This window comes from Novosphingobium terrae, from assembly GCF_017163935.1.
In the GTDB taxonomy this organism is placed as follows: Bacteria; Pseudomonadota; Alphaproteobacteria; order Sphingomonadales; family Sphingomonadaceae; genus Novosphingobium; species Novosphingobium terrae.
Window position 1 is genome coordinate 735839 of record NZ_JABVZR010000002.1, and the last position, 22866, is coordinate 758704.

Below are 22866 nucleotides of genomic sequence, written 5' to 3' on the forward strand. Positions count from 1 at the left end.
TGAAGGCCTCTCAGGCCCCCGGCTTCTTGCGATAAAGCAGAATCTGGTCACCCTGCTGGCGATGGGCGATGTCGAAACCGCTGGCCAGCGCCGCCAGAAAACGGTCGGGATCATCGATGCGGAATTCGCCGCCCAGCCGCGTCTCGCCCAGTTCGGCATCCTGCAGCACGATCTTGCCAGGCAGATAGCGGTTGAACTCGGCGATCGCGCGCCCCAGCGGCATGCCGTTGAAGACAATCTTGCCCTGCTGCCATGCCGTGGCCGCGCCCAGCTGGTCGGCGGGTGCATCGCTGATAAGGATGGTGCCCGCCTTCGCCGTGGCCATCTGGCCCGCCGCCAGCCTTTCGCCGGTTTCCAGCCGCGCCTGACCGCTCTGCACCAGCAGATGGCCTTCCTTGCCCAGCAGGCGCAGGTTGAAGCTGCCGCTGCTCAGCTCCGCCGCAAGGGGGGCGCTGTGCAGCATAAAGGCGGCGGCATCGGGGCGGACCGTCAAGGCCGCCTCGCCCTGCTCGATCCAGAACTCGCGCTGCCGACCAAAGCGCCATGACACCTTGCTGTCCGTGTTGAGCATGGCATGGCTGCCATCGGGCAAGAGGATGCTGCGCTGCTCGCCCACACCTGTGGCGGCATAGGCCCGCCCGGGCATCGCCAGCCAGCCGCCCAGACCGCCCATGCCCAGCAGAGCGGCAAAAGCACCGCCCGCCACGGCACGACGCGAAACACCGCGCGCAGGCAGCTCTTCCTGAACCGGCGCCTCTTCCACAACCGGCTGATCGATCATCCCCGCAATCCGCCGGTCGCCCGTGCTGCGCCAGACCGCCGCCGCCTGAGCAAAGGCCGAGGCGTGAAACGGGCTGGTACGGCGCCAGGCCTCGAAAGCCTCCGCGTCAGCCGTGCCGCAATCGAGCGCGACCAGCCAGCGGGTGGCTTCCTCCCTCAGCTCCGTTCCAGTTTTTCCGCCTTCTCCCATGCCCTTGACTGCTCCGTATCCGCTTTCTTGCCTGTTCGGTCGACTGCCTGCATCAGAAAGCGAAGGGCCTTGACCAGATGTGTCTCCACTGTGGAGACGGAGATATCCATTCTTTCAGCTACCTGCCCGGGCGGCAACCCGTCAATTCTTCGCAAAGTGAGCGCCTCGCGCATCCTTGGCGGCATCTGCTCCATGGCCTGGACCACCTGATGCAGCTCGGACCGGTCCAGCGCCACCCTGTCGGGCGTGGGATCGTCATCGGGCACCTCCAGCATTTGCAAAGCCGCACCCTGATCGATCCGCACCACATCGGCGCGGCGGAAGCGCTCTACCGCCAGATTGCGGATGATCCGCAAGGTATAGGCATGGGGATTGGCAATGCCCCGCCAGTCCTCCAGCGTGAAGAGGCGGGCATAGGCTTCCTGCACCAGTTCCTCGGCCTCATCCTCGTCGCGCAGCAGGCTCATCGCATAGCGGCGGCTCTGCTGGTGGAAGGCGAAAACATGATCGGCGAACCAGACGTCGATGTCGCGCAGCCAGGCCACAGGCGCCTCCCCATCCGTTTCCATCGCCCCGGTCTGGAGCAATGCGCGGCACCGTCTAGGGCGATTCCATGACAGAAATCTGACATCCGGCGCCCCTAAAAAATCTTTCGCACATCGCCGATTTTTTCGCCGAAACGGGTAGCGGAAAGCCTCCAGCCCCCCGTCTCCGCCCCGAATGGCATGAACCGGCAACCGCTCCTGACGGCGGCCCGGCATGACTAAGGACCAAAGGGGCACTTATGAAATCCTTGCTCGTCACCACCTCGCTGATCGCGATGCTGAGCGCCACCCCGGCGCTGGCCAGCGACAATGCCGCCGCCGATGGCCAGACCGCGCAGGGCGGCCAGTCCACCGACATCATCGTGACCGGGCGCGCCGGCACGGGTGAGCGCACCAAGGCGCAGATGAGCTATTCGGTCACCCGCATCGATGAGGAAGCGCTGCGCCTGCAGGCCCCCACCAGCGTGACAGAAGCGCTGAAATCCGTGCCCGGTTTCTGGGTGGAATCCTCGGGCGGCGAGGCCAGCGGCAATGTGCGTGCGCGCGGCGTGCCGGTCGATGGCTATGGCTCGATCCAGCTGCTGGAAGACGGCATTCCGGTGCAGCACGATCCGGCGCTGGGCTATCTCAACGCCGATCAGGCCTTCCGTCTGGACGAAACCATCGAGCGTATCGAGGTGGTGCGCGGCGGCCCGGCCTCGCTGTTCTACTCCAACGCTCCGGCGGGCGCGGTCAACTTCATCCCGCGCAAGGTGGGCGACACGGCCGAGGGTCTGGTCAAGATGACCATCGGCGCCGACAGCCTCTATCGCAGCGACTTCTGGGTCGGCCTGCCGGTGGGCGAATGGAAGTTCGCGGTGGGCGGCTTCTATCGCTCGGAAGGGGGCGTGCGCGATCCGGGCTTCACCGGCAACCATGGCGGGCAGATCCGCGCCACCGTTTCGCGCGAGTGGAACCGGGCCAAGTTCAGCCTCGACGTAAAGCGGCTGGATGACATCGTGGCCTTCTACACCGGTATTCCGATGCGCACCTATCCCGATGGCAAGATCCGCGCCGTGCCCGGTTTCAGCGGCAATTACGGCACGGTGGCCGGGCCCGAGACCGAGAAGATCAGCATGATCGAGGGCGACGGCAGCCGGTACAATTTCGACAACAGCCTGGGCACGCAGGTGAAGCGCACGCAGATCACCGGCAAGTTCGATTTCGAGCCGTGGGATGGCTGGAAGATCAGCAACACCTCGCGCTATGACAGCACCTGGACCCAGCGCAACGGCGTCTATCCCAACACGCTGCAAAGCGCTTCCAGCCTGCTCAGCCAGCAGTCATCGCTGCTCTCGCAAGCGCCGGGGGCCAGCGCGCTGCAATTGCGCTATGCCACCTCTGGCCAGATCTATGACACCGCCAACCAGAATGGCAACGGGTTGGTCATCGTGGGCGGCCTGCGCGGCATCACCATGCCAGTCAATGAGTTCATGAGCGACACCCATGTCTCGCACCGTTTCCACATGGGGTCGACCACGCATGATCTGACCTTCGGCTATTATTTCGCCCATCTCGACGAGAATTTCAGCCGTTATTCCTCCACCGCCTTGCTCGATGTGCAGAACAATGCGCGGCTGCTCGATCTGGTGGCGGTGAACACTGCCGGCAATGTGGTGAAGACCTTCACCGATCACGGCATCTACAAATATGGCTATGAGTGGGAAGACGCTCATGGCGAGCAGACCACCAATGCGCTCTATCTGGGCGATGAATGGCAAATCACGCCCAAGCTGCGCCTCGATGGCGGCGTGCGCTGGGAAACGATGCGCGCGCGCGGCACGGTGGCGCTGAAGACCACGGCCAATCTGGGCACGCCCGCCACCTCCTCGATCATCACCGGCAGCGGGCTTTACGCCAATTACGACAACACCTTCAGCCACGCCACCTACACGGTGGGTCTGGATTATCAGATCACCCGCAAGGCCGGAATCTTCGGGCGCTTTACCGCTGCCAACCGCATGCCCAGCCTTGGCAATTACATCACCAGCCCAACCGCCACGCCCATCACCCAGACGATGGATCTGGGCGAGATCGGCCTGAAATACGCCAGCCGCCTGTTCGATGTCTATGCGACGGGCTTCTGGACCAAATACAACAATGTCTCCTTCACCAACTATCGCTTCGACCTCAACACCGGCGCTTCGGTGACCGAGGCGCTCTATGCCGACACGCGCACGCTGGGCGTTGAGCTGGAAGGCACGATCCGCCCCGCACAGTGGTTCGATCTTTCGGGAACGGCCACCTTGCAGGACCCGGAATATCGCGGGCTGACCTATGTGGATGCCACGGGCAAGCTCAACAATTACAACGGCAATCAGCTGATCCGCGTGCCCAAGGTCAGCCTGCGCATCGTGCCGGGCTTCAACCTGCTGCATGGCCGCCTGCGCGTGCAGGGATCGTGGGAGTATGAGGGCGCGCGCTATGTCGACACCGCCAATTCGGTGCGTCTGCCCGCCTATGGCACGATCAATGTCAGCACCCGTTTCGACATCACGCCGCGTCTTTCGGTCTATGGCTATATCGACAATCTCAACAACTCACTGGGCCTGACCGAGGGCAATCCGCGCGCCGGTGAGCTGCAGAATGGCGATGCTGGCGCCAACACCTTTATCGCGCGGCCGCTGATCGGGCGGAATTTCCGCGGCGCCATCATGTACAAGTTCTAAGCCATGGGTAAGCGCTTCGCATCCGCCTTTCTCGCTTTGTCCTGCGCCTTTGGCCTGTCGGTTGCGACAGCCGGGGCGCAGGCCCCCGCAACCTCAGCGGCGGATGCGGGCGCGCCATGGCGGGTTCTCGAAGGAGACCTCGGCCATGATCGCTTCGAACATTACACCGAACTGCCCTTCGACCTGCCCCCCGGCGTCACGCGCGTCACCATCCGCTTCACCTATGATCGCGCCCAGCACAGCGTGATCGATCTGGGCCTGCGCGATCCGCAAAGGTTTCGCGGCTGGGGCGGCGGCGCGCATGACCATATGACACTGAGCACCGAGGATGCCACACAGGGCTATCTGCCCGGCCCCCTGCCCGCCGGGCACTGGAACCTGATCCTTGGCGCCCCCAACATCCGCCCGGGCGCAAAGGCGCATTATCAGGCGCAGATCTTTATCGAGCGCAAGCCGACCATCACCGAATTCGCCGATGCCCCGCTCTCCAGCCACCCCGGCTGGTATCGCGGCGATCTGCATATGCACAGCGGCGACAGCGACGGCCATTGCCGGTCGCAAGCGGGCAAAAGCGTCTCCTGCCCGGTCTATAGGGTGGTGGAAACCGCCGCCGCGCGCGGTCTCGATTTTATCGCGCTGACCGATCACAACAGCACCGCGCATTTCAACGCTTTGCGCGAACTCCAGCCCGCTTTCGACAAGCTGCTGCTGGTGCCCGGGCGAGAGATCACCACCTTCTGGGGCCACAGCAATGTCTTCGGCCCCACCGATGTCCTCGATTTCCGCATGGGCTCGCCCCATTGGGATCAGGCACGCCGCTGGATCGACGCCGCCCATGCCGAGGGCGGCATCGTCTCGATCAACCACCCCGGCGCGCCCTCGGGCGAGATCTGTATGGGCTGCGGCTGGCGGGTGGACGACTTGCCGCAGGGCGTGGCCGATGCCGTCGAGGTGGTCAATGGCGGCACCATGCGCGAGACCGGCGCGGCGGACAGCCCACTGCAAGGCTTCGCTTACTGGAACCGCCTGCTGAAAAGCGGCGCACATGTCACCGGCATCGGCGGCAGCGACAGCCATGAGGCCGATCGCCCGCTCACCGAAGCCGGCGCTTTGGGCATGCCCACCACCGTCGTCTACATGCCCGAGCTTTCGGTCCATGGCCTGCTGGCCGGGCTCCGCAGCGGGCGGGTGTTTATCGATGTGGAGAGCACGCACGATCGCATCCTCAACCTGACCGCCAAAGCGGGCCCACAGCAGGCCGAGATGGGCGGCACGCTGCGCCTGCGCGCGGGCGACAGCGCCGATCTGGCGGTGGAGGTGAAAGGGGTGAGCAGCGGCACGCTGCAGCTGATCGTCGATGGGGAAAGCGACGGGGCCCGTCGGGTCGCGTTCGCGGGCGATGCGTCACTTTCCCTGTCGCCATGGCGCGCCGATGGGCGGGCGCATTGGCTGCGCGCCGATGTGCGGGATGCGCAGGGGCGCCTGCTGCTGGTGGGCAATCCGATCTACATCGCCGCAGCCCGGTGACATAGGCGGTGCGCCCGTCACTCCGCATGCGTTGCAGATCCTGACGCAAGGCGGTCACAGGAATCGCGTAAGCGGGCTTTCCCCCCATCATGGTGTGAACGGCCCGTGCTCCAGCCTCTGCTTTCCACCCTGCCGCTCAGCACAGCCCCGGCCGCTGAGCGGCGCCATGCGCCCGGCCAATGGCTCGCGCAATTGCCGCCGATTGCCTTTGGCCTTTATGCCGGGCTGATGGCCTTTGGCGTCTATTTCGCCATGTATGCCTTTCGCAAACCCTTCACCGTGGGCGATTTCGGCGCGCTGACCATCTGGGGCGTCGATTACAAGATCGTGCTCGTGATCGCGCAGGTGGTGGGTTACGCCCTGTCCAAGATGATCGGGGTGAAGATCATCGCCGAACTGCCGGCGCACCGCCGCGTGCTGGGCATTCTGGCGCAGATCGGCCTGGCGGAGCTGGCGCTGGTGGGTTTCGCGCTGTTTCCGGCGCCGTGGAACGCGGCCTGTCTCTTCGTCAACGGGCTGGCGCTGGGCATGATCTGGGGCATGGTCTTCGCCTTTGTCGAGGGGCGGCGCCAGTCGGAGCTGATCACCGCCATCCTCTGCGCCAGCTTCATCCTGTCTTCCGGCGTGGTCAAATCGGTGGGCGAAGGGCTGCTGCTGCGCGGCATCAGCGCCTTCTGGATGCCCGCGTTGACCGGAGCGATCTTCGCGCCGGTGCTGCTGGCCTGCCTTTACGGCCTGGCGATCCTGCCTGCCCCCACCGCTCAGGACATCGCCGAACGCGTCGAGCGTACCCCCATGGATGCCGCCGCCCGCGCCCGCCTGTGGCAGCGCTATGCGCTGGGGCTGAGCGGCCTGATCCTGCTCTACATCATGCTGACGGCCCTGCGCGATTTCCGCGATAATTTCTCTGCCGAGATCTGGCGCGAGGCCGGTCTGGGCCGCCAGGCCGACATCTTCGCCTGGACCGAGCTGCCCGTCAGCCTGGCGGTGCTGGGCGCGCTGGCGGCGCTGATGGGCTTTCGCGACAACCGCCGCGCGCTGACGGCCAATTTCATGCTGATGGGCTTTGGCCTTGCTTTGGCGGGCGGGTCCTCGCTGGGGTTTGCCGCGCATCTGCTGGGGCCGGTGGCCTGGATGATCCTGCTCGGCGCGGGGCTCTATCTGGCCTATACACCCTTCAACGGCATTCTGTTCGACCGGCTGGTGGCCACGGGCGGCACGCCGGGCAATGCCGGTTTCCTGATCTATGTCGCCGATGCCTTCGGCTATGGCGGCACGGTGGCGCTGCTGCTGCTGCGCAACCTGCCCAGGCTTCAGCTGGGCTGGACGCATTTTCTGATGACCGTCAGCCTGATCACCAGCGCGCTGGGCATGGCGCTGCTGGTCGCGGCATGGTTCTATTTCGATCGACGGATGACAGCATGATCACCCTGCATGATTTCGACGCCACTGGCGCCCGCTTTGCCGACAGCGCGGGCACCCTCCATGCCCTGTCGACCCCCGACCTGCTGGCACTGGCCGAGGAGGGGCGCGATCCGCGATCGCTGCAACGCGTGCCTGGCTTCTTGCGCCCGCACGGCGCGCTGCTGGCCTGCGAAGCGGGCGCAAAATTCTGGCAGCTCCGTTTTGCCGATGGATCGCGGGCCACCCTTGCCGTGGCAAGTCTGGCCCGCATGCTGGAGCCCGTTGCCGCGCAGGTTCCCCGGCAGGCATGGCGCAACGACACGCCGCCGCCCCAATCGCATGACTATCACGCGGTCCTGCATGATCCCGCCGCGCGTCTGGCCTGCCTGCGACAGGTCCTTTCGCATGGTTACACCCGCCTGACCGATGTGCCCACCATGCCCGGCACCGTCGAGACCTTCCTCGCCAGCTTCGGCCCGGTGCGTGAGACCAATTACGGGCGCCTCTTCGATGTAAAGGTTCAGCCCGATCCGGCCAATCTGGCCGACAGCGCGCTGGCGCTGCTGCCTCATACCGACAATCCCTATCGCGTCACCCCGCCCGATCTGCAGCTGCTCCACGCCCTCGACACGCCCGATGAAGGCGGCGAAACATGGCTGGTCGACGGGCTGGCGCTGGTCGAGCATCTGCGCACCGAAGCGCCCCAAGCCTTCGCTCTGCTCACCACCGTGCCGGTGCGCTTCGCCTGGCAGAGTGCCGACTGGCGCCTTGCCACGGTCGAGCCGGTGATCGCCCTCGCCCCCGATGGCAGCCTGCTGCGGCTACGGATCAACTCCCGCTCGCTCGACCGGCCTGTCGAAGCCGATGCCGCACGCCGCGCCGCATGGTGGGCGGCATGGGAGCAACTGGAGGCCTGCCTCGCCGATCCGGCCTTCGCGCAGACCTTCGCCCTGCGCAGCGGCGAAATGGTGCTGATGGACAACCGCCGCTTGCTGCATGGGCGCTCCGCCTTCACCGCCCATGGCGCGCGGCACCTTCAGGGTGCCTATGCCGATATCGACGGGCTGACCTCACAGGTTTCCGTGCTGGCCGAAGGGCTGGCCGGGCAGGCCGTGGCCCGGGTCGAAGAACTTTTCCTCGCCCCCGTCATGGCGGGCACCTATGGCGAGGCCATCACCATCCGCGACCATATGCTGCAAGCCGCCGAGATCGCCGCCCGCCAGGGCCTTGGTGAGGAGGCCGTCGCCGCCGCCCTGCTGCATGATATCGGCTGGACGATGGCCGCGCCGCATGAAACCAGCGGCGCGGACTGGCTGGAACCGATGTTCGGCGCCGGCGTGGCCGGGCCGGTGCGCCACCATGTCGCGGCCAAGCGCTATCTGGTGGCGCGCCAGCCTGCCTATCGTGACCGCCTGTCTGAGGCCTCGATCGCCACCTTGCAGCAACAGGGCGGCCCCATGGACGAGGAAGAATGCGCCGCTTTCGAAGCGATGCAAGGCCATGACATCGCGCTGGCCGTACGCCATGCCGACGATGCCGGCAAGGAAACGCCCCCGCCCCAAACCAGCTGGGCAGATTACACACCCTTGCTCCATCGGCTGGCGCTGCGGCACCTGCTGACCGCTTAGCTGGCCCCTTTCACCCATAACCTCGGCGCCATGCCCCGGCAGCGATGGCGCCGCCCTTTCACTGCGGTTCTTATCGGTTTGCGCGAGGTTTCAGGCGCGCGCAAAACGGCGGCATGGTTTGCCACGCCGGATCGCCGCCTGTCGCTGAAGTGCCACGCATCGGTCAGGCCAAGCTCGACCGGGAGGGGAAGCATGCCGTTCAGCCTCCGGCGCACCGCTTCGGCCCTTGCGGGACAGATGTGCAGGCCAACACCTGCGACGCCCGTGCCTCCCATTCGACAGAAGACGACATAGACCGTTCGCTGAGGGCCCTTCACATCGCGCTGGCCGCTTGTGGCAATCGTCACATATCGGCGGCCATCGACCATACAGGTGATTGGGGGCGCTGTTCCGGCATAGGGCAGACTTCCCTCCCGCTCCGGCTGCCGAAGGCGCGGAACCGCGCTTTGATGAGGGACATAGCACCTTTGAAGCGGCAGATGGGCATGCCACCGCGAAACAAGAACATGACCGTGCGGATCAATGATGAGGTGACGAATGGCTCAGGCGAAACAGCGATCCTGCGCGCCGGTAAACTGAAAAGACGCTGAAAAGACAGGGGCGGCACCGGTTGGATAGACCGGCACCGCCCCGCCTTATTTAACCCGGGATCAACCGTGCAGCACAGCCGTCTCCAGCGCGGCGGCATGGGCCTGAGGCACTGCTGTCACATGCAGCACGACATCCTGGAAATCGTCATCGCTCTGCGAGCCGGAGCGCAGCAGATCCTCAAAGCCGATCCGGATCGTGCCCGAACCGTCGCTCGCCACGCCCGAGAGCACATGCTGCATTCCATCGACATTGGCCGCCGCCGAGGTCGAGAAGAAGGTCGTCGCCCCGCTGATCGCCGTGCCATTGTTGGCCAGCGCCAGATGGCCGTTCTGGCTGACGATCGACAGATTGGTGCTGCTCAGCGCCGAACCCAGCGTGCTGGCGCCATCCTGCACCAGGAAGAAGCCCAGCTGGTGCCCGGCTTCTACACCGGTGACGCTGATCGCGCTCGCGGCATTCTTGGCATCGGCGGCGATGATCCGCACATCCGAAATCTGGCCCGTGGCGGTATCGACCTCATAGACGCCCACCGTGTTGTGATAGGCAGCCCCGCTCATCGCCTCGACATTGACGGTGAAAGCGGTGGAGGTGTCACCGCTCAGATAGGCCTGATTGGTGATGCCGTTGATCGCGCTGCTGGATACGGCGGTGTTTTCGGTCAGCGCGGCCAGATAGGCATGGAAGGTCACCACCGTGTCATTGCCCGAATGGGCCACCATGACATCGCCGCCCGACAGCCCGCCGGTCAGCGCCATCGAACCACCGCCGAAGCCCAGCGTGGTGGAGGCACCCGTGCCCGAAACGGTGAAATCCGAACGATGGAAATCACTGTTCTGGATCTGGATGCGGTCTTCCTTGCCGAAATCGGTGATGGTGTCGCCCAGCAGCTCGGCCAGCAGCCCGCGCACCGTATCGGCGCCCGCGCCCAGCGTGATCGTGTCGACGCCAAGGCCGGGGCTGACCACATCGTCGCCCGCGCCCGCATCGATCACATTGTTGCCGGCATCGCCCAGGATCGTATCGCTGCCGCTGGTGCCGCCGAAGCTCTCGGCCACATCCTGCACCGCCAGCGTGATGGTCGAGGTGGTGTGCAGCCCGCCCTGATCGGTGGCGGTGATGTCCAGGCTGATGCTGTGCTGCGCTTCGTAATCGATGTTGGCGCCCGCCGCGACCAGCAGCGTGTTACCCTCAATGACAAAGCGGCTGTCGGCGGTGGCCAGCGCATAGGTGAGCGTGCTGCCCGCATCGGGATCATGCCCGTCAAGCGTGCCGATCACCGTGCCGCCGACCGAATTTTCGACCACCGTGGCATTGCTGATGGTGACGCGGGCCGGCGCCTCGTTCACATCGCTGACGAGGATGGCAATGGTCTTGGTGAAGCTCAACCCGCCACTGTCGGTGGCCGAGATGGTGATGTTGGCGCTGGCCAGCGCCTCGTGATCGAGCGCCGCCGTGGTGGTGATCACGCCCGTGGCCGCATCGATGGCGAAGAGGCCCTTGGCATTGTCGGTCAAGGCATAGACCATCGCGCCGCCCTCGGCATCGACAGCCGCCGCCGTGCCGACCACGGTTCCTGCGGGCAGGTTTTCCGCCACGCTGGCATTGGTCAGGGTGATGTCGGTGGGGGCGGTGTTTGTCGGGGTGGTGGTGGCCGTGGGCAGATAGATCGTGGCCACCACCTGATCGTGGTCGGTGATCACCTGCACAGTCTGCTCGGCGTTGACATGCACCGCGTCGAAGGCGGCGCCATTGGTCAGATTGTTGCTGACCAGAATGTTGTCGAAGGCCTGAGAAGCGCCTTCATAGAGGTAGGAGTAACGCTCCTCCTCGGGCAGCAGCGAATAGAGGTTGGTGAAGCTGCCATCCTTGGTGAAGGTGCTCAGCGCGTTTTCGTAATAGTAACCGTTGAAATCGCCCAGGATCACCATCTTGGTCGAAGGATCGGCGGCTTGCAGCGCATCGGTATAGGCCTTGATCGCCTCGGCCTGAGCGGTGCGTGAGGAATCCCCGGCCTGCGTGGCGGGCTGGTCGGCACCCCATGCCGATTCCGAACCACCGCGCGAGGTGGAGTGAACATCGATCACCGTCACCGTCTGGCCGTTGAACTGGAATTCGGCGGCCAGCGGACTGCGGCTGCCGGTGAAGGCCGCGCCCGGCACCAGCTCGGCGCTGCCCTCGACATAGGTGACGCGCTCGGGGTTGTAGAAGAAGCCGTTGCGGATGTTGCCGCCCGGCTCGCCGCCGGTGCTGCCTGCCACGGTGGGAGCGATTTCCACATAGACATAGGTGGGGCCGCCCGCCGCCACGATGGCGTCGATCACCTTCTGGGCCGTGGCCGCGCCCGACAGGTCGCTGCCGCTGCCTGCACCATCGGCATCCTGAATTTCCTGAGCGCCGATGATGTCGGGCGAGCCCAGATTGTTGACCACCTCCTTGCCGATGGCGTCGAACTTGGCCTGCGGATCGGTGGGATCAGCATTTTCCATGTTGAAGCTGGCGATGGAGAGGTGATCGGCGTCGCCCTTCAGCGCGGTCACCTCCTGCGTGGTTTCCTTGTCGACCAGCGTGGTGACAGCCTGCGTGGGCAGCAGTTCGGGCGAGTTGTAATAGGTGAGGATGCCGGTGACATTGTTGAGAATGTCGCCCAGCGTGTGGTTGGGCACATAGCCGGGCAGCACGGTGTTGTCGGCATAGATCTCGATGCGCTCGGGCGCGGCATCGGTGCCCGACAGGGTGATGCCGCCGCGATCGTTCATATTGGTCGCGCCCTCGCCCGCCGAGGCGACGACATAGGTGTTCTTGCCATCTGTCGGCCCGACCACGATCGGCGTTTCCACCGTCACCAGCATGCCTTCGAGCGATTCGTAGAAGTCGATGCCGTCGTGCTGCGGGTCATAGGAGGTCATGCCATCGTCATCGATGACATTGGTGGGGGGCAGAATGCCGTCCACGCCGATCACGATGGCGGCGGGCAGGGCATTGTCATGCGAGACCACGGTGACGGTTGGGGTGTTGATCTCGGTGACTGTCAGCGAACCGGCCGCAGGCTGGAATTCGGTGACGACGCCCGAAACCTGCACCGCATCGCCCACGGCGACGGTGGGAGCGCTGCCCACAAAGACCTGAATGGCATCCGAAGCGCCGGTTTCGCGGTGGCTGGTCGGGTCCTGAATCCAGAAGCTGGTGCCGCTCACCGCCGTAACGATGCCGGTGGTGCTGACCGTCTGGCCGACCACCGGGGAAGTATGGGCCGCCCCCTGAATCTGGTAGATCGCCAGCTCGATGGGATCATCGTTCAGGATCGTGCCGGTGGCGGTGGCCTGGTTGATCTGCGCATCGCCGACCGGATTGCTCAGCGTCAGCGAGAGGGTTTCATTGTTTTCGCCCACCGTGTCGCCGATCACGCCGATGGTGATGGTCTTGGCCACTTCGCCCACGCCGAATGTCAGCGTGCCCGAAAGCGGGGTTGCGGTGATGTCATCAAGCGACACCGTGCCCAGATCGATATGATAGTCGACGCTGGCCGCCGCAGCCGAGCCGCCAGCACGGGTGACGGTGAAGGTCAGCGGGGTGACGCCGCTGTTGCCCTCGTTGATCTTCGTGTCGGTGACGCCGAAATAGCTGGTGCCGGTGGCGGGCAGGAAGCTCTGGCCGGTGTTGATCGCGCCGGTGCCGCCGGAGCCCGCGGCAGGCATGGTCCCGAAGGTGTTCTGCGCGGCATTCTGCCAGGTGAAATCGCCATAGTTCGAGCCCGTGCCCGACAGCTGGAGCGAATAGCCATTGGTGACCGAGGTTTCCGACACGCCGATGTCAGTGCTGGTCATATCCTTGGCCGCGCCGTCCTTGGCGGTCATCGTGCCTTCATAGGACAGGAACTGCACCACATGGCCGCTGGCATCGACCAGAGCCATGCCGCTGGGCGAACCGTTCTGGATGCCGTTGCTGGCATAGGCGAAGGTCATCGTGCCATAGCCGTGATCCTGATCGGGGATCACACCGGACAGGGTGCGGGTGCTGTAGGCCAGACCGCTGCCGCCGTTGTAGAGCACCAGCGTCCAGCCCGTCAGATCGGTGCCTGCCGGGCCTGCCAGCTCGATGGCCTCGCCGATGTCGGTGCCGACATTGTCGTAATGCAGCTCGTTGATGAAGACCACGCTGGTGGGGTCATTGTCGACGATGGTGCCCACGGCCTGCGCGTCGGTGATCACCGCACCGCCGGTGGCGTTGGACAGGTTGACGGTGAAGGTCTCGTTGGGCTCGATGGTGGTGTCACCCACGATGCCCACCAGCAGCGTGGCGGTGGTCTGACCGGCGGCGAAGGTGATCGTGCCGCTATAGGCCTGATTCGGATCGAGATCGGCGGCGCTCGCCGTGCCCAGCGCTAGCGAGTAATCCACGGTGATAGCGCCGGTGCTGCCGCTGTCACGCGTCAGCACGAATTCCATCGACTGGATGCCGCTGTTGCCTTCCACGATCGAGGCGTCGGCGATGGAGATCGCGCCTGCTGCCGGGGGGGCATCGTCATTCAGGATCGTGCCGGTGGCGGTGGCCTGAGCGATGGTGGCGCCGCCGGTGGGGGCGCTCAGCGTGATGCCGAAGGTTTCGTCGGGCTCATAGGCGGTGTCGCCCTGCACATGCACCACCACATCGGCGGTGGTGGCGCCATCGGCGAAGGTGACGGTGCCGGTGGTGGCACCAGTCAGGTCATCCGCCGTGGCAGTGCCGTTGAGGTTGACGGTGTAGGTGGCCGAGACCTGGCCATCGCTGCCGCCCGCGCGGGTGACGGTGAAATGCAGATCGGTGCTGCCGCTGTTGCCTTCCAGCACGCTGGCGTTGGCGATGGAGAGCGCCCCGGCGTGATCGTCGTTGAGGATCGTAGCGCTGGCCGAGCCGGTGGCAATGGCGGCGTTCTGCGGATTGCTGAGCGTCACCACGAAGCCCTCGTCATTTTCCGCGAGATGGTCGCCGGTGACGATGACGGTGATGGTTTTTTGCGTTTCGCCATCGGCGAAGGACACGGTGCCAGAAGGCAACAAGCCACCGAAATCGGCGGTATTGGCGCCGTTGGTGGCCGCGCCGGTGACGGCATAGTGAACGCTGGCGGTGCCGGTGCCATCGCTGCGGGTGACGGTGAAGGTGAACGGGGTGTTGTCGCCCGGAGCGCCCTCATTCGCGCTGGCGGTAACGGCGGCGATGGAGAGCGTGGCGCTGGGCGTCGGTGTGCCGGTGCCCGTGGGGGCGGTGTAGGTCTGCCCGTTGTTGATCTTGTTGTAGGTGCTGGCAGCCGTGGGGGCCCAGGTGAAGTCCTCGTAATAGCTGCCGCTGCCGGTCAGCTGCAGTGAGGTGCCGACAGGCGTGGCATTGCTTTCCTGCTGGATGACATCGGTGCTGGTCATCCCGGCGGCGGGGCCGTTGGCAGCCGTCAGCACGCCTTCATAGGAGAGGAACTGCACCACCTGGCCCTGCGCATTGACCAGCGCGAAACCATCGGGCGAACCGTTCTGCAAACCGTCTTGCGCGTAGGTGACCATCATCGTGCCCAGCCCGCTGCCATTGTCGACCAGCACGCCAGACAGAGTCTGGACGGTGCCATAAGTCACGGCTGCAGCAGCAGCGGCAGCGGTGGTACCACCATTGTAGAGGACGATGGTCCAGCCCGTCAGGTCGGTGCCGGGGATGCCGGCGATTTCAATCGCTTCGCCGGAATCGGTGTTGACGTTGTCGTAATGGAACTCATTGATGAAAACCGACGTAGGCATGGAACACGAACCCCTGAAAAACCCAAGACGATAGGGGGTGCTGATTACGACAGGCAGCCGTCATCCATGGCCGCGCAAGGTTTTCATCCTGCACGGCATCATGATGGGGAAAGTTAGTGTGGATCTCGTCTGGATAAAAAACTTATATAATCCAGATCATGTCACCTCAAAACTGTACAAGCCACGATGTCGCATCGGTCGCACCTCCGATTGACCGGCAATTGCTAGAAATGAAATAAGTCATAACTGTTACGTTCAAAAATTATTCGTCATTTATTTTATATATTTCATTTTTAATGCAAATTTTGCGACGAATTTTCTTGCGATGGGTCTGGACAGATCGTTCGGACAGAAGCTAGGGGGCCGACCCGTTCGGGGCATGGGCAGCCCCGCCAAGGATCTTTCCCTTTCATGCGTCTGTCTTTGAGGATCATGTCATGCCCCCTTGTCGGGGCATTGCTGCTGTGCGGGGCGGGGCCTGCTCTGGCGCAGGGCGGGTTGCATGCTTTGCCCGCACCTCAAGGCGATCCGCTGGCCATCGATCCGGCGCGCGATCCTGTGCTGGCTCTGGGCGAGGCGGCGGGCGCCGCCGATCCTTTCCGTCAGGCGCTGGCCGAAGCGGTGGCCCGCAACCCGGCTTTGGCCGAAGCACAGGCCGCCGGAGAGGAAGCCCGTGCCGCCCGCAGCGAAGCGCGAACCGCCCGGCTGCCGACCGTGACCCTGGGCCTCTCAAGCTATCGCACTCTGTCGCGCAGCTTCGACAATGACCCCAATTACGCCATCGAGCGTCTGCGCGCGCCGCAGCGCAGCGACATCACCGTCTCGCTCGATCAGCCGCTGTTCGATGGCGGCGCCAGCAACCGCCGAATCGGCGCGGCGGGCGACCGCCTGCGCGCCGCAGCCGCCGGGGTGGACAGCGCGGCGGAGGATATTGCCTTGCGCGCCATCGCCGCCTGGTACGATATCTATGCCGGGCGCACGCTGGTGCAGCTTGATGCCAGCTATGCCGGAGAAATCGCCATGATGCGCGAGGCTTTGGCCGAGCGCATCGCGCGTGGTGCCTCCGCCTCCACCGATGTGGCGCGGATGGACAGTGTGGCCGCCACCATCGCCACGCGGCTGGCGGGCTATCGCCGCCAATTGGCCAATGCCGAGGCACGCTTCACACAATTGACCGGCGCCCCGCCGCCCGGTGCGCTGGATCGCGCGCCTCTGCTGGGTCAGGCGCCCGCTGATGGCACCGCCGCGCGTGAAGCCGCCGATGACAGCCCCGCTGTGCAAGGCGCTCAAGCACAGGCGGCGGGCAGCCGGTTGGATGCGCGCGCGGCCCATGCCGATCTGCTGCCCCGGGTCAGCGCAGGCATGGATGCGGGCCGCTATGGCGTGTTCGAGAACGATCAGAATTACGATGTGCGTGCGCGGGTCTCGCTCAACTACCGCTTTTCCTTCGGCGCCGGCGCGCATGCCCGTCAGGCCGATGCCCGCGCCAGCGCCGCCCATGCCCGCGCCGACCGCGTGCGCGAGGAAGCCGCGCGCGATGCCGCCATCGCCCGTTCGGACCTGGATGCCTTGAATGAGCAGATCGCCGCCTTGCGGGTCAGCTATATCGCCGCGCGCCGCTCACGCGATGTGCTGGCCGAGCGGTTTCGCGTGTCACGCGGGGACCTCTTCGATGTGCTGGCCTCCAACACCGCCATGTTCGATGCCGCCGCCGCCTATATCGAGGCGCTCTCGCAGCGCGATGCGGCCCATTATGTTTTGCTCTCCCGCACGGGCCGCCTGCTGCCCGCGCTGGGGCTTGCCTCCGCCATGGAACGGATCACACGATGACACGCGAGATCGAGATCGCGCCTGCCCACCCCCGCTTTGCCCCATGGCTTTTCCAGCCGATGCTGGAGAACAGGGCGATCTATCTGAAGGTCGCGCTGGCGGCGGGGATGATCAATCTGTTCGGACTTGGATCATCGCTGTTTTCGATGACAGTCTATGATCGTGTGGTGCCCAACAATGCCACCGCATCCCTGATCGGGCTGAGCATCGGATTGGGCATCGTGGTGGTGTTCGACTTTATCCTGCGGTCCTTACGCAGCTATTTCGTCGATATGGCGGGGATGGATATTGATCGCAAGCTGGGCGGGGCGGCGTTCGCGCGGCTGCTGGCGCTGCGCCTCGATCTGCGCAAGGGATCGGCCGGATCGCTGGCGGCGATGATGCGCGAGCTGGAGACGCTGCGCGATTTCTTCGCCTCGGCCACGATGACAGCTCTGGTCGATGTGCCTTTTATCGCGCTGACCTTGGTGGTGATCGCAGCGATGGGCGGCTGGGTGGTGCTGGTGCCGCTGGCGATGGTGCCTCTGGTGATCCTGTCCGGCCTGGCGACCTATCCGGCGCTGGATCGACTGTCCGCGAAATCCATGGGGGAAGGACTGGCCAAGCAGTCTGTGCTGGTGGAAACGCTGGGCGCCATCGAGACGGTCAAGACCAGCGGCGCGGGCGGTCTGATGGGGCGGCGCTGGCTTTCGGCGATCGACCATCATGCGCAATCCTCGCTGCGGCAGCGGCTGGTGGGGGCGATCGGCGTCAACATCGCCACCTCGGCGCAGACGATTTCCTATGCGGGCGTCATCATTCTGGGCGTGTCGATGATCGCGGCGCATCAGCTGACCTCGGGGGCGCTGATCGCCTGTTCGCTGCTGGGCGGCCGGGCGGTGGCACCGCTGGGCCAGATCGCGCAATTGCTCTCGCGCCTGACGGCGACGCGCACCGCCTATCGCCAGTTGGACGCCATGATGGCCATGCCTGTCGAGGGCGGCGAAGGCGAACCCCTGCGCCCGGCGCGGATCGAGGGGGCCATCGAGTTTCGTAATGTGTCATTCCGCTATCCCGGCTCTGCCGAAAAGGCGCTGAGCGAGGTCAGCTTCGCGATCCGTCCCGGTGAGCATGTGGCGCTGCTGGGCCGGGTTGGATCGGGCAAATCGACCATCGCGCGCATGGCGCTGGGGCTCTATCGCCCCGAGGAGGGCATGGTGCGCGTGGATGGAACCGATCTGGCGCAGCTGGACATCGCTTTCCTGCGCAGCCAGATCGGCGCTGCTCTGCAGGACAGCGTGCTGTTCACCGGAACGGTGCGTGAGAACATCGTGCTGGACCAACCCATCGATGATGATGAACTGCTGCGGCTGGCCCGTATTTCCGGCGCGCATGATTTCATCGGCCGCATGGCCAATGGTTATGATCTGCGGTTGGGCGACCGGGGTGAGAGCCTCTCGGGCGGTCAGCGCCAGTCGATCGCTCTGGCCCGCGCGCTTGCGGGGAGCCCGCCGATGCTGATCTTCGACGAACCCACCAGCGCCATGGATGTCGGCGGCGAAGGCGCGCTGATCGCCCGGCTGGAACAGGAATTGAAGGGCCGTACCCTGATGCTGATCACCCATCGTCCCTCGCTGCTCAAGCTGGTGGATCGGATCATCCTGCTCGAAGGCGGGCGGGTGGTGGCCGATGGCCCGCGCGACATGGTGCTGGCCCAGATCGCGAAGGCCGCGGCATGATGCATCTGGAAGACCGCGCCGCGCGCATCCGCCCCAATACCGCTTCGAACCTGCTGCTCTGGTGCATCGCGGGCTTTTTCGCGCTGGCCATTCTCTGGGCCTGCTTCACCCAATTGGATCGTACCGTACATGGTCAGGGGCGCGTGATCCCCACCGCCCGGTTGCAGACCGTTTCCAATCTGGAAGGCGGCATCATTGCCGCCATTCTGGTGAAACCGGGCACGGATGTGGCGGCCGGGACGCCGCTGATCCAGCTCGACCGCACCGCCAGCGCCGCCGAACTAGGCAGTGGCGAGGCGACGGTGGATGCACTCAAGGCGCGCACCGCGCGTCTGGCCGCTGAAGTGGGTGGTGGCACGCCGCATTTCGCGCCCGGCGCGCAAGGCGAAGCGGTTATGCGCGAACAGGCCGCCTATGCCGCACGTCAGGCCGAGTTGGCCGGGACCATGGCCACGGCGGAGGCGCGCGTCGCTCAGGCGCAGCGCGCCATTGCCGAGGCCGATGCCACCCATACCGCCAAGCTGGCCCAGCGCGACACGGCGAAGGAACAGGCCGAGGTGCTACGTCCGCTGGTTGAAAAGGGCATCGAACCGCGCCTGTCTCTGGTGCAGGCACGCAATGCCGCGCTGGCCGCGCAGAGCGAGGCCGATGGCGCCGCCGCCACCGCCCAGCGCGCCCGTGCCGCTCTGGCCGAGGCGCGCGCCAGCATGGGGCAGCAGCGGCAGGAATGGCGGGCGCATGCGGCAACCGATCTGGCTGCTGCTCAAGGCGAATTGTCCGCGCGGCAGAACGCCTTGCCCGCCCTGGCCGACAAGGCGCAACGCACCGTGGTGCGCGCGCCCATGGCGGGGCGGATCAACCGCCTGCTTTTCACCACTTTGGGCGGATCGGTGCGGGCGGGCGAACCCTTGCTCGAACTGGTGCCCTCCGACAATGCGCTCACTGTGGAGGCATCGGTCAAGCCGGAGGATATCGCCTTTGTGCGCAAGGGGCAGCGCGCTCTGGTGAAGATCACCGCCTATGATTATTCGGTCTATGGCGGGCTGGAAGGCAACGTCAGCGATATCTCGCCCGACGCCACCGTGGAAGAGCGCACCGGCGAGGCGCATTACACCGTGCGGGTCAGCGTGCAGGCCGGAGCGCTGCGCGGGCCTGATGGCGCGCCTTTGCCGATCGGGCCGGGGATGGTGGCCGATGTGAACCTGATCGGTGATAAGCGCTCGATCATGCGTTACCTGCTTACGCCCTTCACCCGCCTGTCCGGAGAGGCGTTTCGTGAACGCTGAGAGTAGCCATTCAACCTAAAAGGGGGGCAGCGGTATCGGCCTCCCGAAATGCTGCGGCAGGATCGACGCTGCCCCTCTCAGGGCTTTCTCAATCTGGCAAATCCGTTACGATCCATGCCCGAAAGCATCGGTGTAACGCCAGAACAGGGAGAGACGATATGCAGAGCCGGATTATGCGAGCGCCAGCCCTTATAGGTGCCGCAACTTTGGCCCTCGCCTCGCTTCAGCCTGACATGGCCGCTGCTCAGCCGGTGCAGGCCAGCGCAGAGCATGGCGCCGCGCTGACCTCGGCCAGTGAACTCAACAGCGCGATTGCCACGATGAAAGCCCGGCTCAAGCCGGACACCGATCTGCTCTGGCAGCCGGTGCTGATGGCCGATGGCACGACTGCGGCGCTGGAATATTGGCATCGCCCGCGCCCGCCTGCCGTCCATGTGGCGGAAGCCGAATATGTGACGGTGATGCAGGGCAGTGGATGGATGCTGTCAGGCGGCACCATGACGCAGAGCCGTGAAACCCATCCCGGCTTGCTGGAAGGCGCCGAGATTCAGGGTGGCACCAAAAGAGAGCTGAAAGCCGGCGATGTGTTTCTGGTGCCTGCCGGTATGCCGCATTATTTCGGGATCTATGGCGATGGTCTGGTCCTGCTCGGCATCAAAATCCCGCATTCCGCCAGGAAGGACTGACCCGGCCCGGCGCTGATCGCCCTGCCCTCCTGCCCGACAAAAGGACCCCATCATGCTGCATCATGCCTTCTTCTGGCTGAACAATCCCGCATCGCGCGAAGACCGTGATGCGCTGATCCGGGGGCTGGAAACGCTCCGGGCGATCCCGCTGATCCGCACGCTGACGATCGGCGTTCCCGCGCTGACCGAGCAAAGGGATGTTGTCGAGAGCGGCTTTGCCGTGTCCGAACTGATGGTGTTTGACAGCCTCGCCGATCAGAACGCCTATCAAAGCCACCCCCTCCATCAGCGCTTTGTCGAGGAGTGTTCGCATCTCTGGTCCAAAGTGGTGGTCTATGATGTCGAGGCCTTACCTTAAGGTCACCCCGTCCAGATCCCCACCAGCGCGGCAAGGCTGACCAGCACCAGAAAGCCGTTGACCACCACCAGCAGCGCTGGCGGCAGGCGCCGCGTATCGGGGCGCGGCGGGGCCACAGGGTGCATCTGCCGCCACACCGCGGCCATAAAGCAGAAGGCACTCATCAGGATCAGCACGCTGCCGGTGGCGCCAATCAGCCAGCCCGCCACGATCTTGTCGAGCAGCGCCCGCGCCCCGATCCCCGAGGCCAGCGCCGCCAGGCCGGTGCGCACCCAGGCGGCATAGGTCCGCTCGGCGGCCAGCACGGTGCGATCGGCGGCGAGCTGGGTGCGGCGGTCGGCACTGTCGGTCTGCTGCTCGGCGCTGTGCTCCAGCTTGCCCGCGCTTTGCGCCAGCTTGACGTGCGCCTTGGTTGCTGCCTGCGCGGCGGCCTGTTCGGTTTCGCTTGCCATAGGGATGAAATGCGCGAGGCGGGCCTCTTGCCATCACGGTAGGAAAAAATTCCGCCCGCGCGCATCGCAAGGCTCACTCTTCCATATAGTGATCCTTGGCGAAGGGCTGGCCCGCATAGGCCAGTTTCTGGGTCCAGGGCTGCGCCGGTGATGTCCAGAAGGAATCCGAAGCACCAAGCCCCAGCGGCAGCAGGCTGAGCGAGGCCAGATACATGCTGCCGGAGTTGGAATAGACATCCGCCAGCATCGGCTGATGGCCGCAGAAGCCCAGCGTCAGATAGCCTTCTGCATTGAAATTGCCCGGATTGCTGAAGATCCTGCGCTGCGCAGCCAGCAGGGCCGAACGCGCCTTGCCCTCGGGCAGCAGCGCGGGCAGGCGTTTGCGCAGAGCCAGCAGCCCCAGCGGCTGGAACACGGCCGTGCGATAGGTCAGCGATCGGCCCACCGGCGGATAGGTGCCATCCGGGCTGATCATGCGCTCCAGACTGGTGGCGTAGCGCTCCATCCGAACCCAGGCGCGATCCAGCAGCGCCCTGGCATCCATGCCGTTCAGCTTCTCCCCGCTGGCGACCAGCACCTCCAGAATTTCCACCAGCATGGGATGGATCACATAGGCGCCGTAATAGTCGAAATGGAAATGCGGCCCATCCGAGTACCACCCATCGCCGACATACCATTCATCGATCTTGCGAATGGCCAGACCGAGGCGGATCGGGTCCCAAGCCTCGCCGATGGACAGCAGGAAGGCCTCATTCATCGCGGCGAAGAGCAGCCAGTTGCTGTAGGGCGGCGACACCGAGCGCAGCCCCTTCAACTCGCGCACGATCCCCGCCCTGGTCTTGGCGTCGAGCGGCTCCCACAGCACCTTGGGCGCGCGCATCAGGGCGTTGGAGAAATAGGCGGAATCAACCAGCGCCTGCCCCTCACCCTGCCATTTCAGATAATCCGGGCTGGAGGGATCGACGGAATAGGCATAGCTGGCCAGCGCCTGATCACGCAGGTGCTGGCGCAGGCTGGCCTCGGGCCCGGCATCGCCGTTCAGGGCCAGCCAAGGCGCCAGCCCGGCGATCAGGCGGCCAAAGCATTCGAGATAGGCCACCTGCGGGCTGCGCCCATCCCATGTCGGGCTGAGTTCAGGCTTGAACTGCGCATGAAGCCGCCCCTGAGACATCGGCCCCAGCACCGGCACGGCCATCTTTTCCAGCAGCGCCAGCATATAGCCCCGGTCCCCCATGCCATCGGATGGGCCTGCGGGTTTGGCGGCCCGGGCAGGCTGGGCGGCAACGGTGGTCGCCAGCGCGCCTGCGCCCAGCGCCGAGACGATAAAATCGCGTCGTTCCATGATCGTATCCTTCAGAGCATTTTCGAGGCGGGCCATCACGCCCGTCCGCTCGGAAAACGCGG

At 65.1% G+C, this 22866-nt stretch carries 15 protein-coding genes; 10 read left to right on the top strand and 5 right to left on the bottom strand.

What is annotated here, in order from left to right:
- Nucleotides 1-10 precede the first annotated feature (10 nt).
- Together HGK27_RS21795 and HGK27_RS21800 are read right to left on the bottom strand one after the other, a co-directional pair.
- Nucleotides 11-970, bottom strand: a complete 960-nt coding sequence (locus HGK27_RS21795) for a FecR family protein (protein WP_206244911.1) — start codon at nucleotides 968-970, stop codon at nucleotides 11-13.
- A complete protein-coding gene (locus HGK27_RS21800; RefSeq protein ID WP_206244912.1) occupies nucleotides 937-1539 on the bottom strand; it encodes an RNA polymerase sigma factor in 603 nt (200 codons plus the stop codon). Before HGK27_RS21800 ends, HGK27_RS21795 begins: the two co-directional genes overlap by 34 nt.
- A gap of 215 nt (nucleotides 1540-1754) precedes the next feature.
- On the opposite strand from HGK27_RS21800, the gene HGK27_RS21805 reads away from it, so the two are divergent.
- The 5 genes from HGK27_RS21805 (at nucleotide 1755) to HGK27_RS21825 (ending at nucleotide 9372) form a co-directional block, all read left to right on the top strand.
- Nucleotides 1755-4223, top strand: coding sequence for a TonB-dependent receptor (locus HGK27_RS21805; protein WP_206244913.1), 2469 nt, complete (start codon nucleotides 1755-1757; stop codon nucleotides 4221-4223).
- 3 nt (nucleotides 4224-4226) lie between these two features.
- Nucleotides 4227-5750, top strand: coding sequence for a CehA/McbA family metallohydrolase (locus HGK27_RS21810; protein ID WP_206244914.1), 1524 nt, complete (start codon nucleotides 4227-4229; stop codon nucleotides 5748-5750).
- A 105-nt stretch (nucleotides 5751-5855) separates the two neighbouring features.
- On the top strand, nucleotides 5856-7175 hold the full coding sequence (locus HGK27_RS21815) for a DUF5690 family protein (protein ID WP_241127727.1): 1320 nt from the start codon (nucleotides 5856-5858) through the stop codon (nucleotides 7173-7175).
- Nucleotides 7172-8782, top strand: coding sequence for a TauD/TfdA family dioxygenase (locus HGK27_RS21820; protein ID WP_206244915.1), 1611 nt, complete (start codon nucleotides 7172-7174; stop codon nucleotides 8780-8782). The genes HGK27_RS21815 and HGK27_RS21820 overlap by 4 nt, the downstream gene beginning before the upstream one ends.
- A 239-nt stretch (nucleotides 8783-9021) precedes the next feature.
- Nucleotides 9022-9372, top strand: a complete 351-nt coding sequence (locus HGK27_RS21825) for a hypothetical protein (RefSeq protein WP_206244916.1) — start codon at nucleotides 9022-9024, stop codon at nucleotides 9370-9372.
- Nucleotides 9373-9432: 60 nt separating this feature from the next.
- Here the strand turns inward: HGK27_RS21825 and HGK27_RS21830 are convergent, their stop codons facing one another.
- Entirely contained in the window at nucleotides 9433-15132 is a 5700-nt protein-coding gene (locus HGK27_RS21830; protein ID WP_206244917.1) for a Calx-beta domain-containing protein, read from the bottom strand.
- A gap of 432 nt (nucleotides 15133-15564) precedes the next feature.
- On the opposite strand from HGK27_RS21830, the gene HGK27_RS21835 reads away from it, so the two are divergent.
- The 5 genes from HGK27_RS21835 (at nucleotide 15565) to HGK27_RS21855 (ending at nucleotide 21010) form a co-directional block, all read left to right on the top strand.
- Nucleotides 15565-16962, top strand: coding sequence for a TolC family protein (locus HGK27_RS21835; RefSeq protein ID WP_206244918.1), 1398 nt, complete (start codon nucleotides 15565-15567; stop codon nucleotides 16960-16962).
- Entirely contained in the window at nucleotides 16959-18680 is a 1722-nt protein-coding gene (locus HGK27_RS21840) for a type I secretion system permease/ATPase (protein WP_206244919.1), read from the top strand. The genes HGK27_RS21835 and HGK27_RS21840 overlap by 4 nt, the downstream gene beginning before the upstream one ends.
- On the top strand, nucleotides 18677-19966 hold the full coding sequence (locus HGK27_RS21845; RefSeq protein ID WP_206244920.1) for an HlyD family type I secretion periplasmic adaptor subunit: 1290 nt from the start codon (nucleotides 18677-18679) through the stop codon (nucleotides 19964-19966). The genes HGK27_RS21840 and HGK27_RS21845 overlap by 4 nt, the downstream gene beginning before the upstream one ends.
- 233 nt (nucleotides 19967-20199) lie before the next feature.
- A complete protein-coding gene (locus tag HGK27_RS21850) occupies nucleotides 20200-20652 on the top strand; it encodes a cupin domain-containing protein (protein WP_206244921.1) in 453 nt (150 codons plus the stop codon).
- Between the two features lie 52 nt (nucleotides 20653-20704).
- Complete coding sequence (locus tag HGK27_RS21855; RefSeq protein ID WP_206244922.1) at nucleotides 20705-21010, top strand: Dabb family protein; 306 nt, start codon at nucleotides 20705-20707, stop codon at nucleotides 21008-21010.
- Nucleotides 21011-21012: 2 nt separating this feature from the next.
- Here HGK27_RS21855 and HGK27_RS21860 read toward each other — a convergent pair whose 3' ends face one another.
- Together HGK27_RS21860 and HGK27_RS21865 are read right to left on the bottom strand one after the other, a co-directional pair.
- Nucleotides 21013-21462 (bottom strand): YidH family protein, encoded by a 450-nt coding sequence (locus tag HGK27_RS21860; RefSeq protein WP_206244923.1) that lies wholly within the window; start codon nucleotides 21460-21462, stop codon nucleotides 21013-21015.
- A gap of 73 nt (nucleotides 21463-21535) precedes the next feature.
- The gene (locus tag HGK27_RS21865) at nucleotides 21536-22804 is read right to left on the bottom strand and encodes a DUF2264 domain-containing protein (RefSeq protein WP_206244924.1); all 1269 of its coding nucleotides are present in this window, start codon (nucleotides 22802-22804) and stop codon (nucleotides 21536-21538) included.
- Nucleotides 22805-22866: the final 62 nt, after the last annotated feature.

Bases quoted from the DNA above. Each gene is read 5' to 3' on its own strand.
- HGK27_RS21850 (WP_206244921.1), top strand. From the start codon at position 20,200: ATGGCCGCTGCTCAGCCGGTGCAGGCCAGCGCAGAGCATGGCGCCGCG.
- HGK27_RS21810 (WP_206244914.1), top strand. From the start codon at position 4,227: ATGGGTAAGCGCTTCGCATCCGCCTTTCTCGCTTTGTCCTGCGCCTTT.
- HGK27_RS21820 (WP_206244915.1), top strand. From the start codon at position 7,172: ATGATCACCCTGCATGATTTCGACGCCACTGGCGCCCGCTTTGCCGAC.
- HGK27_RS21840 (WP_206244919.1), top strand. From the start codon at position 16,959: ATGACACGCGAGATCGAGATCGCGCCTGCCCACCCCCGCTTTGCCCCA.
- HGK27_RS21860 (WP_206244923.1), bottom strand. From the start codon at position 21,462: ATGGCAAGCGAAACCGAACAGGCCGCCGCGCAGGCAGCAACCAAGGCG.
- HGK27_RS21865 (WP_206244924.1), bottom strand. From the start codon at position 22,804: ATGGAACGACGCGATTTTATCGTCTCGGCGCTGGGCGCAGGCGCGCTG.
- HGK27_RS21795 (WP_206244911.1), bottom strand. From the start codon at position 970: ATGGGAGAAGGCGGAAAAACTGGAACGGAGCTGAGGGAGGAAGCCACC.
- HGK27_RS21800 (WP_206244912.1), bottom strand. From the start codon at position 1,539: ATGGAAACGGATGGGGAGGCGCCTGTGGCCTGGCTGCGCGACATCGAC.
- HGK27_RS21805 (WP_206244913.1), top strand. From the start codon at position 1,755: ATGAAATCCTTGCTCGTCACCACCTCGCTGATCGCGATGCTGAGCGCC.
- HGK27_RS21830 (WP_206244917.1), bottom strand. From the start codon at position 15,132: ATGCCTACGTCGGTTTTCATCAATGAGTTCCATTACGACAACGTCAAC.
- HGK27_RS21855 (WP_206244922.1), top strand. From the start codon at position 20,705: ATGCTGCATCATGCCTTCTTCTGGCTGAACAATCCCGCATCGCGCGAA.
- HGK27_RS21845 (WP_206244920.1), top strand. From the start codon at position 18,677: ATGATGCATCTGGAAGACCGCGCCGCGCGCATCCGCCCCAATACCGCT.
- HGK27_RS21835 (WP_206244918.1), top strand. From the start codon at position 15,565: ATGTCATGCCCCCTTGTCGGGGCATTGCTGCTGTGCGGGGCGGGGCCT.